The following is a 16,706-nucleotide window of genomic DNA, read 5'->3' on the forward strand; positions in this document are numbered from 1 at the left end:
CGCGCGGTCCGGCCGCGTCGGCCGCGGCTTCGCCGCCGCCCTGACCGGGCAGTTCGGCCGCCCGCGCCTGGATGGCGGCCCGGCGCGCGGCCTCGGGATCGATGACGCCTCCGGACGGGGACGCTCCGGAGCCGTTGCGGCCGGCACCACCGGCCTCACCGCTCTCCTCCAGCATCCGCGACCCCGGCCCAGGCCCAGGCCCCGGTCCCTGTCCCGGCGCGGGCGGAGGTTCCGGCTCCGCTCCTTCCGGCGGCGGCACCGGGTCGTAGCCGCACAGCGCCTCCTCCGCCGCGCCGACCGCCAGCCCGGTCAGCATCACGCGGCCGTCGTCGCAGACGAGCACCGTACGGGCGGTGATGTTGCGGTGCACCCAGCCGTGGGCGTGCAGGACCCTGAGCGCCATGAGGACGTCGGAGGCGATCTCGGCCGCCCGGTACGGCGTCAGCGGCTGCTCGGCGAGGAGCGCGGCCAGCGGCCGGGACGGCACCAGTTCGCTGACGACCCAGAGCGAACCGCCCTCCGCGAACACGTCGAAGACCTGGTCGAGCCGGGGGTGGTCGGGTATGCCGGCCGCGGCCTGCGCCGCCTCCACGGCCCGCCGCACCACGGGGTCGGCCGGGCGCCGCGTGGTCGCGCGGGCGGCCGAGGAGCGCTGCGCGGGCCGGCGCGGCGCGCCATCACGCGGGGTGAACCCGTCGGGCAGGCCCTCCGCGTCGAGCACCTCGGCCTCGACGACCTCGGGCAGCGGCACCTGCCTGACCAGTACCTCCTGGCCGCTGTAGGTGTCGAAGGCCCGGGTCTCGGTGAGTTCGTACTCGTCGGAGGGCGGCAGCGGAAGCCGGTAGCGGTCGGCGAGGACCCGTCCCGCGTAGTCGTCCACGTTGCCTCCCCCGGCATCCCGGTCGGTCAATTCCGTTCGCCCAGCGGCCCGTTCCTACTGCGTACGGTCCGCAAGCACTCACGATACGTGCCGGAGTCAACCCGCAACGACGTGTCGCCAGATCTCGGCACCACCAAACCCGCCCGCTCCTCGGGAGCGGACGGGTAAGGGCGGAGCGCGGGGTCGTCTAGGGCTCGGGCTCGAAGGTGGACGTCAGTGTCTTCCAGGTGCTCTCGCGCTGGTCACCGCTCCAGTCGGCGGCCTTCGCGGTGTACATCAGGGCGTAGCCCTGTTCGTCGTCCACGACGAATCCCCGGTCGATCGTGCGGTACTTGGTGCCGCCGTCCACGTAGGTGAACTCCCAGTCGGCCGTGTTCCAGCCGCGGTAGTCCACCTTCTCTATGCGGATCTTCTGGTACTGGGAGCGGACCATGTACCGCTCCTGGTTCTTCCAGTCCGCCACCGGGTCGTCCTTGGGGGTGGACGTCCAGGCGACGAGCAGCTTCTGCCCGTCCGGGCCGGTGAACCGGTCGCCCGCGGAGCCCGTGGACTGGAACTTCCAGCCCTTGGGCAGCCCTATCTCGTACCCCTGGTCCCCGTCGTGCGTGGACACGGCGCCGCTGTCGGAACCGCCCGACGCGCCGGAGTCCTCCTCGTCCTCTTCCTCGTCCTCGTCGGCGGAACCGCCCGCGCCCGCCCCGGCGCCGTCGGACGCGCTCGCGCCCGACTCCGGCGAACCGTCCGTGGAGGCGTCCGGCGACGTGGCGCTCCCGGCGCCGGAGTCGTCCTGCTTGGTCTCGTCACTGGCACTGGCGCCGGCCGAGACGGCACCGCCGCCGCTCCTCGCGCCATCGGCGTTGTCGTCGTCGCCGCCGAGCACCAGGGCCAGCACGGTGCCGATCACGGCGAGCGCGACGACGACCGCGATGATCACCAGGGTGCGCTTGGGCACGACGTCCGTGAGGGACGCCTTCGGCACGGGCCGCGACGGCAGATCGGGCGGCGTCATCACGGGCCACCCGGAACTCCGCCCGGCCGTCGGTCCGTTCCCGCTCCCGCTGCCGGTGGGTCCCGGCGCTCCGGCGGCGGGCGTGGCCGTCCCGGCCCCGGACTCCCGGGACGCGGCCGTAGCCGACGCGCTCCCACCGGCCCCCGTACCGGCCGCCGAACCGCTCCGGGACTTGCCACGGGTTCCCGCCGCCGCCCCGACCGCACCCGCGGACACCGCGGCCTTCCGTACGGACCGCAGCGCCCCCTTGAGCCGCTCCCCGGCCTCCTCGCCCCGTCGGCCGCCGGAACCGCCACGCCCCGACCGCTCGTCCGGCTGGGCGGGCAGCGGCACGACCTTCGTCGCGTCCAGCGGCTCGCCCGGCACGCTCGCGGGCGCGTTGATCACCTTGTTGAGCAGCGCGCGGGCGCCCGCGTCGTCGAGCCGCTGCGCCGGGTCCTTGTTGAGCAGCCCGTAGATGACGTCCCGCAGCGGGCCCGCGTTCTTCGGCTCCTCCAGCGACTCGGTCATCACCGCGGTCAGCGTCGCGATCGCGGAACCCTTGTCGTACGGCGGAGTTCCCTCCACCGCCGCGTACAGCAGCCCGCCCAGCGACCACAGGTCGGCCGCCGGACCCGGCTTGTGCCCGCGGGCACGCTCCGGGGAGATGTAGGAGGGCGCGCCGACGAGCATGCCGGTGGAGGTGATGGACGGGTCGCCCTCCACCTGGGCGATGCCGAAGTCGGTCAGCACGACCCGGCCGTCCGCGCCGATCAGCACGTTCGACGGCTTCACGTCACGGTGCAGGATGCCCTCGCGGTGCGCGGACCGCAGGACGTCCAGGATGGCGAGGCCCACCTCGGCCGCCCGCCTGGGCTCCAGCAGACCGTCCTCGCGGATGACCTCGGCGAGCGACTTGCCCTCGACGAGTTCCATCACGATCCACGGCCGGTCGTCCTCCTCGACCACGTCGAAGACGGTCACGGCACTGTTGTTGCGGATACGCGCGATGGCCTTCGCCTCGCGCAGCGTCCGCGTGATCAGCCGCCGCTTCTCCTCCTCGTCGATGTTGGTCGGAAACCGCAGCTCCTTGACGGCGACCGTGCGTCCGAGGGTCTCGTCCTGCGCCCGCCACACCGTCCCCATGCCGCCGCGGCCGAGCACATCTCCCAGCCGGTACCGCCCGGCGAGGAGACGTGCGCTCTTGTCCGTTCGGGGTGTACCCGCCCGCTCCGCCTCCGACATGCGTCCCCTCATGCAACCCGCCCTGACAGAGCCTTCATTGTCTCTCACCCGACAAGTGCTCGACGCCCAGGGGGCCCCTGACCGCGCCCCGCGGTCCGCCACGCCGGGAGACCCGGTGAGGCGGGCATTCCGCCGCCTTGGAAGATGGGTGTGACAAGGGAGGAACCGCGATGCCACCGGTACGGACGCTTCTGGCCGCCGCCGTGGTTCTGGTCCTCGTCGCGCTGCCCCGGGCCGCCGCGTCGCCGCACACGGCACCGGCGGACGACGCGTTCCTCGCACCGCTGGTCACGCGGGGTGGCGCCCCCGCCGCGGCGCTGCTCGTCCGGGAGGACGACGGCACCCGGTACGCCGAGGCCGGTCAGGACATCGACCGGGCCGACCACTTCCGCGGGGGCAGCGTCACGAAGACCTTCGTCGCGACCGTCGTGCTGCAACTGGCCGCCGAACATCGCCTGTCGCTCACCGACCCCGTGGAGACGTACCTGCCCGGCCTGGTGCGCGGAGCCGGCAACGACGGGCGCGCGCTGACCCTGCGCCACCTGCTGACCCACACCAGCGGCCTGTACGACTTCACCGCGGACACCGGGGGCACCGTCCCCGTGACGCCTCTTCAGGCCGTACGCATCGCGCTCACCCACCCCCCGGCCGACCGCGGCCGCTTCTCCTACTCCAACACCAACTACGTGCTGCTCGGCCTGGTGGTCGAGCGGATTACCGGCCACTCCTACGCCGCCGAGGCCGAACGCCGGCTGATCACTCCCCTGGGTCTCAACGGCACCTCCTTCCCCGGTTCCCGCACTTCTCTCCCCGCGCCGCACGGGCACGCCTACGCCGCCGACGGCGCCGATGTCACCGTCCTCGACCCGCGGGTGGCCGGAGCCGCGGGCGAGCTGGTGACGACCCTCGCCGACCTGGACCGCTTCTACGCGGCGCTCCTCGGCGGCGAACTGCTGTCCCCGCGCTGGCTGCGCGAGATGCTGGACACCCGCGCCGCACACGGCTCGTACGGCATGGGCCTGTTCCCCCGGCGGCTGGACTGCGGCGTGACGGTGTGGGGACATACGGGGCGCATAGCCGGCAGCTATGTGCGCACCGCTGCCACCGTCGACGGCCGTCGTGTCCTGACCTTCCGGGTGAACACGGACGCGGTCGCGTCCCCCGGCCTGGAGCCCGCGTTGCTCGCCGCCGAGTTCTGTCCCCGCACCCGGTAGAACGGCCGGACCTCGCACGGAGATCCCGACTTCCTACACCCGTTCGAGTGAACCCCCGAGCCACCTCCCGGACGGCGGGGTCACAGCGGCAGGATGTCCGGCGCTCCCAGCCGTGCCGCGTCCGCGGTCAGGTCGTCGGGCTGGCGCTGCGACTCCCGTTCGGCCTCCACCCGCTTCTCGTAGTGCTGTACCTCCCGTTCCATCTGGTCCTTGTCCCAGCCCAGCACCGGTGCCATCAGCTCGGCGGCCTCGCGGGCGCTGCGCGTGCCCCGGTCGAAGGTCTCGATGGAGATCCGGGTGCGGCGGGTGAGCACGTCGTCCAGGTGCCGCGCCCCTTCGTGCGAGGCGGCGTACACGATCTCCGCCCGCAGATAGTCGTCGGCGGCCTGCAACGGGTCGCCGAGGGAGGGATCGGCGGCGATCAGCTCCAGCACCTCCTCGGCGTGGGTGCCGTACCGGTTGAGCAGGTGCTCCACGCGCACCACATGAAGCCCGGTCTCGGCGGCGACGCGCGCCCGCGCGTTCCACAGCGCCGGGAAGCCCTCCGCGCCCAGCAGCGGCACCTCCTCGGTGACGCAGTCGGCGACGCGCATGTCGAGCCCGTGCACGGCCTCGTCCACCGCGTCCTTCGCCATCACCCGGTACGTCGTGTACTTGCCGCCCGCCACGACGACCAGGCCCGGCGCCGGGTGGGCGACGGTGTGCTCGCGCGACAGCTTGCTGGTGGCGTCCGACTCGCCGGCCAGCAGCGGCCGCAGCCCCGCGTACACGCCCTGAACGTCGTCCCTGGTCAGCGGCGTCGAAAGGACGGAGTTCACATGCTCAAGGAGGTAGTCGATGTCGGCGCTGGAGGCGGCCGGGTGGGCCTTGTCGAGGTCCCAGTCGGTGTCGGTGGTGCCGATGATCCAGTGCCGGCCCCAGGGGATGACGAACAGCACGGACTTCTCGGTGCGCAGGATCAGCCCGGTGGAGGAGTGGATGCGGTCCTTGGGGACGACGAGGTGGATGCCCTTGGAAGCGCGTACGTGGAACTGGCCGCGCTCCCCCACCAGCGACTGCGTGTCGTCCGTCCACACGCCCGTGGCGTTCACGATCTGCTTGGCCCGGATCTCGTAGGTGCCGCCGGCCTCGACGTCCTCGACGCGGGCGCCGACGACCCGTTCGCCCTCGCGCAGGAATCCGGTGACCCGCGCGCGGTTGGCGACCGGGGCTCCGTAGGAGGCCGCCGTGCGGACGAGGGTCGCGACGAAGCGGGCGTCGTCCATCTGGGCGTCGTAGTACTGGAGCGCGCCGACCAGGGCGTCCTTCTTCAGTGCCGGTGCCACGCGCAGGGCGTGACGGCGGGTCAGGTGCCGGTGGACCGGCAGGCCCCGGCCGTGCCCGCGGGCCATCGACATGGCGTCGTAGAGCGCGACGCCGGAACCGGCGTACAGCCGCTCCCAGCCCTTGTGCTGGAGCGGGTACAGGAACGGCACCGGTTTCACCAGATGCGGGGCGAGCCGCTCCAGCAGCAGACCCCGCTCCTTCAGCGCCTCCCGCACGAGCGCGAAGTCGAGCATCTCCAGGTAGCGCAGACCGCCGTGGATCAGTTTGCTGGAGCGGCTGGAGGTGCCGGACGCCCAGTCGCGCGCCTCGACCAGGCCGGTGGACAGTCCGCGGGTCACGGCGTCGAGGGCCGTGCCCGCGCCCACCACGCCTCCGCCGACGACCAGCACGTCCAGTTCCCGCTCGGCCATGGCCGCGAGCGACTCGGCGCGCTGCGCCGGGCCCAGTGTCGCTGTCCTCACCGCTGCCTCCCGCTGATGACGTCGATCGGTCAGGTCGGCCGCACCCGTCGATCAGGCGAAGCCCGGTTGTTCCCTGTACCCCCCATGCCCGAATTCTGACCGGGTTGCCCGGCTTCAGCCACCACGGGCCGCCGGCCTGTGGACAACCTCCGGGCGGCCGGAGCGGTCGCCGCCGCCGACATCTGGCGAAACTCGACCGACCAATCCCACATATCGGTCATATTTACTCCTAGTCTGACGTTGTGCTCGCCCGTTCTGTCCACAGGGCTTGCGCACCTGTCCCGCTCCGGCTACTGGGAAGGACGGCCCACGCCATGCCCGCAGATCTCGCCGTCATCGGACTCGGCCCCTACGGCCTGCCCCTGGCCCAGGCCGCCATCGCCGCCGGCATCCCCACCCTCGGCTACCGCACCGGCCCCGAGGCCGGCTCCCTGAGCCCCGCCGAGGTGCGCCGGATGCTCGCGGGCGGCTTCCGGACGGCCGCGGGCCCCGCCGAGCTGGGCCGGGTGCGTACGGCGGTCATCTGCGCGCCGACCCCGCCGGGCGGGGACGGCGGCCCCGACCTCGGCCAGGTGGAGGCCGCGGCCCGCACGCTCGCCGCGCACCTGCGACCGCACACCACGGTGATCCTGGAGTCGCCGGTGCGCCCCGGGACGACGGAGGAGTTCCTCCGCCCGGTCCTGGAGGAGGGTTCCGGTCTCCGCGCGGGGCGCGACTTTCACCTCGCGTACTCCCCCAGCCGGGTCGACCCCGGCAATCGCGACTTCACCCCCGCCAACACCCCGAAGGTCATCGGCGGCCTCACCCCGGCCTGCACGGAGTCGGCCGCGGCGTTCTACGGCCGGCTCACCGACAAGGTGGTACGCGCGCGTGGCCCGCGAGAGGCGGAGACGGTGCAGCTCCTGGAGACCAACTTCCGGCACGTGAACATCGCCCTCGTGAACGAGATGTCCGTCCTCTGTCACGACCTCGGCGTCGACCTCTGGGACGTCATCCGCTGCGCGGAGACCAAGCCGTTCGGCTTCCAGACCTTCCGCCCCGGCCCCGGCGTCGGCGGCCACTCCGTCCCCCAGGACCTCACCGGCCACGCCCCCCGCGGCCTGCGCATGGTGGAACTGGCCCAGCAGGTCAACAGTCAGATGCCGCGCTACGTCGTCCAGCGCGCCGCCGCCCTCCTCAACGAGCACGGCAAGTCCGCGCGCGGGGCCCGGGTCCTGCTCCTCGGCGTGACGTACAAGGCCGATCTGGCCGACCAGCAGGCCACCCCGGCACAGGAGGTGGCCGCCCGGCTGATGTCGATGGGCGCCTCGGTCAGCTACCACGACCCGCACATCCCCGCCTGGAACATCCTGGACCGCCCGATCCCCCGCGCCGACTCCCTCTACGAGGCCGCCGCCGACGCGGACCTGACGATCCTGCTCCAGCAGCACCGCACGTACGACCTCCAGGGCCTCTCCGTGAAGGCCCAGCTCCTCCTGGACACACGGGGAGCGACCCCTACGGGGGCGGCGCACCGGTTGTGAAGAGGGGGCGCGCGGAACCCGCCCGTGCCACGGGGTTGGTGGTGGCGGAGGCGGAGGGTGGGTACCGTAGGAACGTGGCGGAGCCCACCGCAGGGGGCACTGCGGCAGGCTCCTGATGGTTCACGGAGTGTCCGCCCCTAGTCCTTGTGGGGGCGGCCGCTCACCATCCGAAAATCCGCAGAATCCACCTCCTCCGGCACTTCACCATCCGCAGACAGATCCGGGCCCTGCGCGCTCCCGCGTCACGCTCTAGTCACGCCCTGAAGGCGCCCTGGAACGCGAAAAGGCCGGTCCGCCCCCTTCTCAGGGAGTGACCGGCCTCCGTGCGGAGCCGTGCGGCCTGGTTACCGCCGGTGCTGCGAGTCCGCCACCGTCACCTCGACGCGCTGGAACTCCTTCAGCTCGCTGTAGCCCGTGGTGGCCATCGCGCGGCGCAGCGCGCCGAAGAGGTTCATCGAGCCGTCGGGGGTGTGGGACGGGCCGGTGAGGATCTCCTCGACCGTGCCCACCGTGCCGAGGTCGACCTTCTTGCCGCGCGGCAGCTCCTCGTTGACGGCCTCCATGCCCCAGTGGTGGCCCTTGCCCGGCGCGTCGGTGCCGCGCGCGAGCGGGGAGCCCATCATCACCGAGTCGGCACCGCAGGCGATCGCCTTGGGCAGGTCGCCGGACCAGCCGACGCCGCCGTCCGCGATGACGTGCACGTACCGGCCGCCGGACTCGTCCATGTAGTCACGGCGGGCCGCCGCCACGTCCGCGACGGCGGTGGCCATCGGGACCTGGATGCCCAGCACGTTGCGCGTGGTGTGCGCGGCGCCGCCGCCGAAGCCGACGAGGACGCCCGCCGCGCCGGTCCGCATCAGGTGCAGGGCCGCGGTGTAGGTGGCGCAGCCGCCGACGATCACCGGGACGTCCAGCTCGTAGATGAACTGCTTCAGGTTCAGCGGCTCGGCGGCGCCGGAGACGTGCTCCGCGGAGACGGTCGTGCCGCGGATGACGAAGATGTCCACGCCCGCGTCGACGACGGCCTTGGAGAACTGGGCGGTGCGCTGCGGGGAGAGCGCGGCGGCGGTGACCACGCCCGAGTCGCGCACCTCCTTGATCCGCTGCCCGATCAGCTCCTCGCGGATGGGCGCGGCGTAGATCTCCTGGAGGCGGCGTGTCGCGGTCTCCGCGTCGAGGCCGACGATCTCGTCGAGCAGCGGCTGCGGGTCCTCGTACCGCGTCCAGAGCCCTTCGAGGTTGAGGACGCCGAGGCCACCCAGCTCGCCGATGCGGATCGCGGTGGCCGGGGAGACGACCGAGTCCATGGGCGCCGCCAGGAACGGCAGCTCGAAGCGGTAGGCGTCGATCTGCCAGGCGATCGAGACCTCCTTCGGGTCCCGCGTACGGCGGCTGGGGACGACGGCGATGTCGTCGAAGGCGTACGCCCGGCGGCCGCGCTTGCCGCGCCCGATCTCGATCTCAGTCACGTCTGTGGCCTTTCCCTCATGCGTTGCAGCGCTTCCCAGTATCCCCGACGCACAGAACGAGGGCGGCCCCGGTTGCTCCGGGGCCGCCCTCGACCGGCGCGTCGGCTACTTGCGGCTGTAGTTCGGCGCCTCGACGGTCATCTGGATGTCGTGCGGGTGGCTCTCCTTGAGGCCGGCGGAGGTGATCCGCACGAACCGGCCCTTGGACTCCATCTCCTCGATCGTCTCCGCGCCGACGTAGCCCATGGTCTGGCGCAGGCCGCCGACGAGCTGGTGCAGCACGTTGGCCAGCGGGCCGCGGTAGGGCACCTGGCCCTCGATGCCCTCGGGCACGAGCTTGTCGTCGGAGGCGACCTCGGCCTGGAAGTAGCGGTCCTTGGAGTACGACTTCGCCTGGCCGCGGGATTGCATCGCGCCCAGCGAACCCATGCCGCGGTAGGACTTGAACTGCTTGCCGTTGATGAACTGCAGCTCGCCCGGCGACTCCTCGCAGCCCGCGAGGAGGCTGCCCAGCATCACGGTGTCGGCGCCGGCGGCCAGCGCCTTGCCGATGTCGCCGGAGTACTGCAGGCCGCCGTCGCCGATCAGCGGGACCCCGGCCTCGCGGGCCGCGAGGGACGCCTCGTAGATGGCGGTGACCTGCGGGACGCCGATGCCGGCGACCACGCGGGTGGTGCAGATCGAGCCGGGGCCGACACCCACCTTGATGCCGTCCACACCGGCGTCGATGAGCGCCTGGGCGCCGTCGCGGGTGGCGATGTTGCCGCCGATGACGTCGACGCCGACGCTCGACTTGATCTTCGCCATCCAGCTCAGCGCGTTGCTGTTGTGGCCGTGCGAGGTGTCGACGACGAGGAAGTCCACGCCGGCCTCGGCGAGCGCCTGGGCCCGGTCGAGCGCCTCGGGGCTGGCGCCCACGGCGGCGCCGACGATGAGCCGGCCCTCGGCGTCCTTCGCGGCGTGCGGGTACTGCTCGGCCTTGACGAAGTCCTTGACGGTGATCAGGCCCTTGAGGACACCGGCGTCGTCGACCAGCGGAAGCTTCTCGATCTTGTGGCGGCGCAGCAGCTCCATGGCGTCGACGCCGGAGATGCCGACCTTGCCGGTGACCAGCGGCATCGGCGTCATGACCTCGCGCACCTGCCGGGCGCGGTCGGTCTCGAAGGCCATGTCACGGTTGGTGACGATGCCGAGCAGCTTGCCGGAGCCGTCGGTGACCGGCACGCCGCTGATGCGGAACTTGGCGCACAGCGCGTCGGCCTCGCCGAGGGTCGCGTCCGGGCCGATGGTGATGGGGTTGGCCACCATGCCGGACTCGGAGCGCTTGACCAGGTCGACCTGGTTGGCCTGGTCCTCGATGGAGAGGTTGCGGTGCAGCACGCCGACGCCGCCCTGGCGGGCCATCGCGATCGCCATGCGGGACTCGGTCACCTTGTCCATCGCCGCCGAGAGCAGCGGGATGCTGACCCGGACGTTGCGCGAGACACGGGACGAGGTGTCGACCGCGTTCGGGAGCACCGCGGAGGCGCCCGGCAGCAGCAGCACGTCGTCGTAGGTCAGCCCGAGTGTCGCGAATTTACCGGGCACTCCGTCGACGTTCGCAGTCATGACACCTTCCCCAAATGGCCTTGATCGGTGCGGATGTCCATGCTAACGGGAAGTGAGGGTGGCTCATTCCACGATCAAGGACACTCATGACCACCGTATGTTCGTACGAAAGACATGGGCCGTCTGTTCAACGAAGCCACCAGCGCCCGCTCGACGGGCCATTACTGCTCCGCCAGGGCCCGCAGCCTGCTCAGCGCGCGGTGCTGCGCCACGCGGACGGCACCGGGTGACATTCCCAACATCTGCCCGGTCTCCTCGGCCGTGAGCCCCACGGCGATGCGCAGCAGGAGCAGCTCCCGCTGGTTGTCGGGGAGGTTGGCCAGGAGTTTCTTGGCCCACTCGGCGTCGCTGCTGAGCAGGGCGCGCTCCTCGGGGCCGAGCGAGTCGTCCGGGCGCTCGGGCATCTCGTCGGACGGCACGACCGTGGAGCCGGGCCCGCGCATGGCGGCGCGTTGCAGGTCGGCGACCTTGTGGGCGGCGATGGCGAAGACGAACGCCTCGAAGGGGCGGCCGGTGTCCTTGTAGCGGGGCAGTGCGAGGAGCACCGCTACACAGACCTCCTGGGCGAGGTCCTCGACGAAGTGACGCGCGTCGCCGGGCAGCCGGGACAGGCGGGTGCGGCAGTAGCGCAGCGCCAGCGGATGGACATGGGCGAGCAGGTCGTGCGTGGCCTGCTCGTCCCCGTCTACGGCGCGGTGGACGAGCGCACCGACTGTTCCCCCTTGTCCGGGGGCCGTCTCGTCGTCGCGCATCGGTCCATGGTGCCCTGCCGCTGTCGCGTCCGCTCCACCGCGCCCGTTGTTGTGCACCGAAGCGTTATGAGCAGGTGCGCCGGAAGCCATGCCCTGCGCCCTCCCCTCCCGCTCGACCGACTCGTCCCCGAGGAACTCCACACCTCAAGGATGCGGCATCGGCGCCGAAACGAGCAGCGGGCACCCGGCGGTTCACCTTGTCACCCCCGCTCACCTGGCGGTAAGCGGGGTTCGCCGCACTGCCGTCGCATCCCGTGGGTCTCCGCCTCACGGGGGTGTCCTAGCGGACCAGGCCCCACCGGAAACCGAGCGCCACCGCGTGTGCCCGGTCCGAGGCGCCGAGCTTCTTGAAGAGCCGCCGGGCATGGGTCTTGACGGTGTCCTCGGAGAGGAACAGCTCACGTCCGATCTCCGCGTTGGAACGGCCGTGGCTCATGCCCTCCAGGACCTGGATCTCACGCGCGGTGAGCGTGGGCGCGGCACCCATCTCGGCCGAGCGCAGCCGCCGCGGGGCGAGCCGCCAGGTCGGGTCGGCGAGGGCCTGGGTGACCGTGGCGCGCAGTTCGGCGCGCGAGGCGTCCTTGTGCAGGTAGCCACGGGCGCCGGCGGCGACCGCGAGGGCCACCCCGTCGAGGTCTTCGGCGACCGTGAGCATGATGATCCGTGCGCCCGGGTCGGCGGAGAGCAGCCGCCGTACGGTCTCGACACCGCCCAGACCGGGCATGCGCACGTCCATCAAGATCAGGTCGGAGCGGTCGGCACCCCAGCGGCGGAGGACTTCCTCGCCGTTGGCGGCCGTCGTCACGCGCTCGACGCCGGGCACGGTCGCGACCGCGCGGCGGAGCGCCTCCCGGGCGAGCGGGGAGTCGTCGCAGACGAGGACGGATGTCATGGCTGTCCTCCGCGGCTCTCACAGCTGCTGCGCGTCACCTTGAGCCTCCAGGCTGGTACGAAATCGTCACCTGTGCGGTCACCGTCTCGGACGCCCGCCCGAGCGCTTGTTCCTTCAACCGCCTCCGCACTCTCAACGACGGTCACTCGAAAGAGTTACGGGGCTGTGTGTCGTCTTCGGCACTCTACGTGAGGGGACGGACACGTTGCAGTCACGCGCGGGAGACCCTCAAGCTTTCATCACAACCTATGCCCCATTTAGCCGCTTTTCTTCCACTTCAGCGGTGTCTGCCACTAGATTCGCAAAGAGTCATATTTTCATCTCCTTAGATCGTAGTTGTGCGATCGTGGAAGCTGGATCCCGGCATCCACCCATATCGGTTACAAGGGGTCACGCAATGGCAGACTTCTCCCGCCTTCCCGGACCTAACGCGGACCTGTGGGACTGGCAGCTGCTGGCTGCCTGCCGCGGAGTGGACAGTTCGCTCTTCTTCCACCCCGAGGGCGAGCGCGGAGCGGCCCGGAGTGCCCGTGAGACCTCGGCCAAGGAGGTCTGCATGAGATGTCCGGTCCGCGCCGAGTGCGCGGCGCACGCGCTGGCGGTGCGCGAGCCGTACGGCGTGTGGGGCGGACTGACCGAGGACGAGCGCGAGGAACTCATGGGCCGGGCGCGCAACCGGCTGGTGCCCGCGGCGTCGGCGGCCGGCACCGACGTCTCCGGCCACGAGTGAAGCGAAACGTTTTTCCGCAAAACGCCTGTGGGGACGTGCGTACAGGACGCCTGCGGCTCACGTGCGTACGAGACGCCTGCGGCTCACGTGCGTACGCGCGCGTGGCCGTCAGTGGCCCGCCGCCCGCTCCAGTTCGTCCAGCGTGGCCGCCACGGCCGGTACCTGCGCCAGGTCGGGCAGCGTGAGCGCGACGATCTCCCGCCGCACCGCCGGCTCCAGCCGCACCGTGCGCGCCCCGCGCGGCCGTACGGAGTCGACGGCGAGCTGGGGCAGTACGGCGACTCCGAGACCGGCGCCGACCAGGCCGACGACGGCCGGGTAGTCGTCGGTGGCGAAGTCGATGCGCGGCGAGAACCCGGCCGCCTCGCAGACCTCGACCAGCTGGCCTCGGCAGCGCGGGCAGCCCGCGATCCACGGCTCGCCGGCCAGTTCCCCGATGGCCACGGACTCCGCGTCCGCCAGCCGGTGCGCCTCGGGCACCAGCGCCACGAGCCGGTCGTCGAGGAGCGGCCGCACGACGAGGTCCTCCCACTCCCCGGCGCCCGCCGCGCCGCCGTAGCGGAAGCTGAGCGCCACGTCGCAGTCGCCCTCGCGCAGCAGCGTGACCGAGGCCGGCGGTTCGGCCTCCTCCAGGGAGACGCGGGTGCCGGGGTGGGCGGCGCGCAGCGCGGCCAGGGCGGTGGGTACGAGGGTGGAGCTGCCGCTGGGGAAGGAGACGAGGCGGACCCGGCCGGCCCGCAGTCCGGCGATGGCGGCGACCTCCTCCTCGGCGGCGGTGAGCCCGGCGAGGATGCCCGCGGCGTGCCGGACCAGGGCCTCGCCGGCCTGGGTCAGCCGCATGTCGCGGGGGCCGCGGACGAGCAGCGGGGTGCCGACGGACGCCTCCAGGGCCTTCATCTGCTGGCTGACGGCGGGCTGGGTGCAGCCCAGCGCGCGGCCCGCCGCGGAGAAGGAGCCGGTCGCGGCCACGGCGCGCAGCACACGGAGATGACGAGCTTCGATCACACGATCGAGGATAAGCGACGCTTTGATCGGATCGCGAAAAACGCGTCGACGCTTTGACCGCGATCTCTTACCGTTTCTCCATGAAGCTTCAGTCTGTGAACGTGGGCCGGCCGGTGTCCGTGCCGTACTCCGACCATCCGCAAGGGGTGACCGGCATCGACAAGCGGCCGGTCCGGGGGCCGGTGCGGATCGCGGCGCCGGGACCGGACGGCGCGAGCGGCGTGGCCGGGGACGCGGTGTGCGACACCCGCTTCCACGGCGGCGCCGACCAGGCGGTGTACGCGGTGGCCCGCGAGGACCTCGACGGCTGGGAGCGCGAGCTGGGGCGGTCGCTGTCCGACGGCGTGTTCGGCGAGAACCTCACCACCGTGGGCGTGGACGTCTCGGGCGCGCTGATCGGCGAGCGCTGGCGGATCGGCGGCGAGGTGCTGCTCGAGGTGACCAGCGGACGAGTTCCCTGCCGGACGTTTCAGGGCCACCTGGGTGAGAAGCAGTGGGTGAAGCGGTTCACGCGGGCGGTGACGCCGGGCGCGTACCTGCGGGTGATCGAACCCGGTGAGGTGCGGGCGGGCGACCCGGTCGAGATCGTGTACCGGCCGGGCCACGAGGTGACGGTCGCGATGCAGTTCCGCGCGGTGACCACCGAGCGGGAGCTGCTGCCCCGGCTGCTGGCGGCGGGCGACGCGCTGCACCCGCGGGCGCGGGAGAAGGCGCGGGCGTACGCCGAGGGGCTGCGGGCGGAGGCCGTCCCGGCCGTCCCGTCGCCCTGACAAGCGGGGCCTGTCGTCCCTTCACCGGCGCTTCACCGGTCGAAGGCTCGGTGAGCGATCCGGACGGTGCCGGTCCGGGTCACTAACCTTGCGCCATGACAACGGCATTGATTACGGGATCGACGTCAGGCATCGGCGCCGCCTTCGCGCGGCGGCTGGCGGCCGGCGGACACGACCTGGTGCTGGTCGCCCGCGACACCGAGCGGCTGCGGGCGCAGGCCACCGAGCTGCACGACCGGCACGGCATCGAGGCCGAGGTCCTGACGGCCGACCTGGCCGAGGACCGGGGCATCGAGACGGTGGCCGCCCGGCTGGGCGACGGCAGGAGCCCGGTCGACCTGCTGATCAACAATGCCGGTTTCGGCAACAAGGGCCGTTTCCTCGACGTGTCCATGGCCGATGAGCTGCGGATGCTCAAGGTGCACTGCGAGGCGGTGCTGCGGCTGACGTCGGCGGCGACGGAGGCGATGCGCGAGCGCGGCCGGGGCGGCGTGGTGAACGTGGCCTCGGTCGCGGCGTTCGTCCCGCGCGGCACGTACGGCGCGTCCAAGGCGTGGGTCGTGCAGTTCACCCAGGGCGTGGCGAAGGACCTGGCCGGCAGCGGCGTACGGCTGATGGCGCTGGCTCCCGGCTTCGTGCGTACGGAGTTCCACTCCCGGGCCGGGATGGGCACGGACAACATCCCGAACTGGATGTGGCTGGACGCCGACAAGCTGGTCGCGGCGGCCCTCGACGACCTGGCCCGGGGCAAGTCGCTGTCGATCCCGGACGCCCGGTACAAGGCGCTGCTGGGCGCGGCGAAGCTGGTGCCGCGCGGGGTGCTGGGCTCGATCAGCTCGCGGACGGGGCGGAAGTACGGGCCCCGGTAGCGGGAGTACGCCCCGGCGACGGAAGTACGGGCCCCGGTAGCCGAGGGGCGCCCGTGACCGTGAGCATCCTTGGTGACTCCTGTGCGGCTTGTGTGACGTCCCGTCGGCGGACCTGGGTGACGCACAGCGACGGGTGATAGCGAAGGAGGATGCACGAGGGCCCGATCACGACGACCAGCGGGAGCGGCGGGGCGCCGGAGGTGGTGCCGCCCGGTGTGCGCCCGCCGCTGATACCCCGGCAGAGAACGGGGTCGCGACCGGCGGCGTCCGCCGCCTTCCGCCCCGACATCGAGGGGCTGCGGGCGCTCGCCATCGGCCTGGTGCTGCTGTACCACGCCGGGGTCACCCGGCTGGCCGGCGGTTACGTCGGCGTCGACGTCTTCTTCGTCATCTCCGGCTTCCTCATCACCGGCCTGCTGGTGCGGGAGCTGCGCCGCTCCGGCCGGGTCTCGCTCACCGGCTTCTACGCCCGGCGGATGCGGCGGCTGCTGCCGTCGGCGCTGGCGGTGCTGGCAGCGGTCGTCACGGCGGCCTGGCTGCTGGTGCCGCCGGCCGATCAGCGCGGCGTCTTCCTGGACGTGGTCGCCGCGGCGCTCTACGTCGTCAACTGGCGGCAGGCCGCGGAGGCCGTCGACTACTCGGCGCTGGGCACCGCGGCCAGCCCGGTCCAGCACTTCTGGTCGCTGGCGGTCGAGGAACAGTTCTACGTGGTGTGGCCGCTGCTGCTGGTCGCGGTGGCGTGGTGGTGCCGCCGCCGGGGCCGCGACGTCCGGCCGTGGCTGGCCGGGACCCTGACGGTGACCGCGGCCGTCTCCTTCCTCTACGCGCTCACCCTCACCCGTGAGGCGGCCGGGGCGGCGTACTTCTCCACCGGCACCCGGTACTGGGAACTGGCGGCCGGCGGGCTGCTCGCGCTGGTGCCGGCCGGGTGGTGGCGGCGGGTGCCGCGCCGGGCGGCCGGGGCGGCGGGGCTC

The 16,706-nt window shown here is 72.3% G+C and carries 14 protein-coding genes; 6 read left to right on the plus strand and 8 right to left on the minus strand.

Annotated elements, in window-relative coordinates:
• A partial coding sequence (locus UW392_RS34880) for a protein kinase (RefSeq protein ID WP_320779213.1) occupies positions 1 to 880 on the minus strand: 880 nt, incomplete at its 3' end.
• 187 nt (positions 881 to 1,067) lie between these two features.
• Entirely contained in the window at positions 1,068 to 3,113 is a 2,046-nt protein-coding gene (locus UW392_RS34885) for a serine/threonine-protein kinase (RefSeq protein WP_320779214.1), read from the minus strand.
• 170 nt (positions 3,114 to 3,283) lie between these two features.
• Between UW392_RS34885 and UW392_RS34890 the strand changes: the two genes are divergently transcribed.
• Positions 3,284 to 4,327: a serine hydrolase domain-containing protein gene (locus tag UW392_RS34890; RefSeq protein ID WP_320779215.1), complete on the plus strand. Its 1,044-nt coding sequence runs from the start codon at positions 3,284 to 3,286 to the stop codon at positions 4,325 to 4,327.
• An 80-nt stretch (positions 4,328 to 4,407) separates the two neighbouring features.
• Here UW392_RS34890 and UW392_RS34895 read toward each other — a convergent pair whose 3' ends face one another.
• Entirely contained in the window at positions 4,408 to 6,114 is a 1,707-nt protein-coding gene (locus tag UW392_RS34895; protein ID WP_320779216.1) for a glycerol-3-phosphate dehydrogenase/oxidase, read from the minus strand.
• 314 nt (positions 6,115 to 6,428) lie between these two features.
• Between UW392_RS34895 and UW392_RS34900 the strand changes: the two genes are divergently transcribed.
• Complete coding sequence (locus tag UW392_RS34900; RefSeq protein ID WP_320779217.1) at positions 6,429 to 7,637, plus strand: nucleotide sugar dehydrogenase; 1,209 nt, start codon at positions 6,429 to 6,431, stop codon at positions 7,635 to 7,637.
• Positions 7,638 to 7,981: 344 nt separating this feature from the next.
• Here the strand turns inward: UW392_RS34900 and UW392_RS34905 are convergent, their stop codons facing one another.
• From UW392_RS34905 to UW392_RS34920, 4 genes are all read right to left on the minus strand, one after another.
• Complete coding sequence (locus UW392_RS34905) at positions 7,982 to 9,106, minus strand: GuaB3 family IMP dehydrogenase-related protein (RefSeq protein WP_320779218.1); 1,125 nt, start codon at positions 9,104 to 9,106, stop codon at positions 7,982 to 7,984.
• A gap of 105 nt (positions 9,107 to 9,211) precedes the next feature.
• Complete coding sequence (gene guaB, locus UW392_RS34910; protein ID WP_320779219.1) at positions 9,212 to 10,714, minus strand: IMP dehydrogenase; 1,503 nt, start codon at positions 10,712 to 10,714, stop codon at positions 9,212 to 9,214.
• Between the two features lie 161 nt (positions 10,715 to 10,875).
• On the minus strand, positions 10,876 to 11,466 hold the full coding sequence (locus tag UW392_RS34915) for a sigma-70 family RNA polymerase sigma factor (protein WP_320779220.1): 591 nt from the start codon (positions 11,464 to 11,466) through the stop codon (positions 10,876 to 10,878).
• 280 nt (positions 11,467 to 11,746) lie between these two features.
• Positions 11,747 to 12,358, minus strand: a complete 612-nt coding sequence (locus tag UW392_RS34920) for a response regulator transcription factor (protein ID WP_003948568.1) — start codon at positions 12,356 to 12,358, stop codon at positions 11,747 to 11,749.
• A gap of 397 nt (positions 12,359 to 12,755) precedes the next feature.
• Here UW392_RS34920 and UW392_RS34925 point away from each other — a divergent pair, with 397 nt between their 5' ends.
• Positions 12,756 to 13,088, plus strand: a complete 333-nt coding sequence (locus UW392_RS34925; protein WP_320779221.1) for a WhiB family transcriptional regulator — start codon at positions 12,756 to 12,758, stop codon at positions 13,086 to 13,088.
• Positions 13,089 to 13,196: 108 nt separating this feature from the next.
• Here the strand turns inward: UW392_RS34925 and UW392_RS34930 are convergent, their stop codons facing one another.
• Entirely contained in the window at positions 13,197 to 14,093 is an 897-nt protein-coding gene (locus UW392_RS34930; protein ID WP_320779222.1) for a LysR family transcriptional regulator, read from the minus strand.
• Positions 14,094 to 14,173: 80 nt separating this feature from the next.
• On the opposite strand from UW392_RS34930, the gene UW392_RS34935 reads away from it, so the two are divergent.
• The 3 genes from UW392_RS34935 to UW392_RS34945 all read left to right on the plus strand — a co-directional run.
• Positions 14,174 to 14,863: an MOSC domain-containing protein gene (locus UW392_RS34935; protein ID WP_320779223.1), complete on the plus strand. Its 690-nt coding sequence runs from the start codon at positions 14,174 to 14,176 to the stop codon at positions 14,861 to 14,863.
• Between the two features lie 95 nt (positions 14,864 to 14,958).
• Positions 14,959 to 15,732: an SDR family oxidoreductase gene (locus UW392_RS34940; protein WP_320779224.1), complete on the plus strand. Its 774-nt coding sequence runs from the start codon at positions 14,959 to 14,961 to the stop codon at positions 15,730 to 15,732.
• Positions 15,733 to 15,881: 149 nt separating this feature from the next.
• On the plus strand, positions 15,882 to 16,706 hold an 825-nt coding region (locus UW392_RS34945; protein ID WP_320779225.1), incomplete at its 3' end, for an acyltransferase.

This window comes from Streptomyces sp. CRN 30 (assembly GCF_034105845.1).

Bases quoted from the DNA above. Each gene is read 5' to 3' on its own strand.
- UW392_RS34885 (WP_320779214.1), bottom strand. From the start codon at position 3,113: ATGTCGGAGGCGGAGCGGGCGGGTACACCCCGAACGGACAAGAGCGCA.
- UW392_RS34890 (WP_320779215.1), top strand. From the start codon at position 3,284: ATGCCACCGGTACGGACGCTTCTGGCCGCCGCCGTGGTTCTGGTCCTC.
- UW392_RS34900 (WP_320779217.1), top strand. From the start codon at position 6,429: ATGCCCGCAGATCTCGCCGTCATCGGACTCGGCCCCTACGGCCTGCCC.
- guaB (WP_320779219.1), bottom strand. From the start codon at position 10,714: ATGACTGCGAACGTCGACGGAGTGCCCGGTAAATTCGCGACACTCGGG.
- UW392_RS34915 (WP_320779220.1), bottom strand. From the start codon at position 11,466: ATGCGCGACGACGAGACGGCCCCCGGACAAGGGGGAACAGTCGGTGCG.
- UW392_RS34920 (WP_003948568.1), bottom strand. From the start codon at position 12,358: ATGACATCCGTCCTCGTCTGCGACGACTCCCCGCTCGCCCGGGAGGCG.
- UW392_RS34925 (WP_320779221.1), top strand. From the start codon at position 12,756: ATGGCAGACTTCTCCCGCCTTCCCGGACCTAACGCGGACCTGTGGGAC.
- UW392_RS34935 (WP_320779223.1), top strand. From the start codon at position 14,174: ATGAAGCTTCAGTCTGTGAACGTGGGCCGGCCGGTGTCCGTGCCGTAC.
- UW392_RS34940 (WP_320779224.1), top strand. From the start codon at position 14,959: ATGACAACGGCATTGATTACGGGATCGACGTCAGGCATCGGCGCCGCC.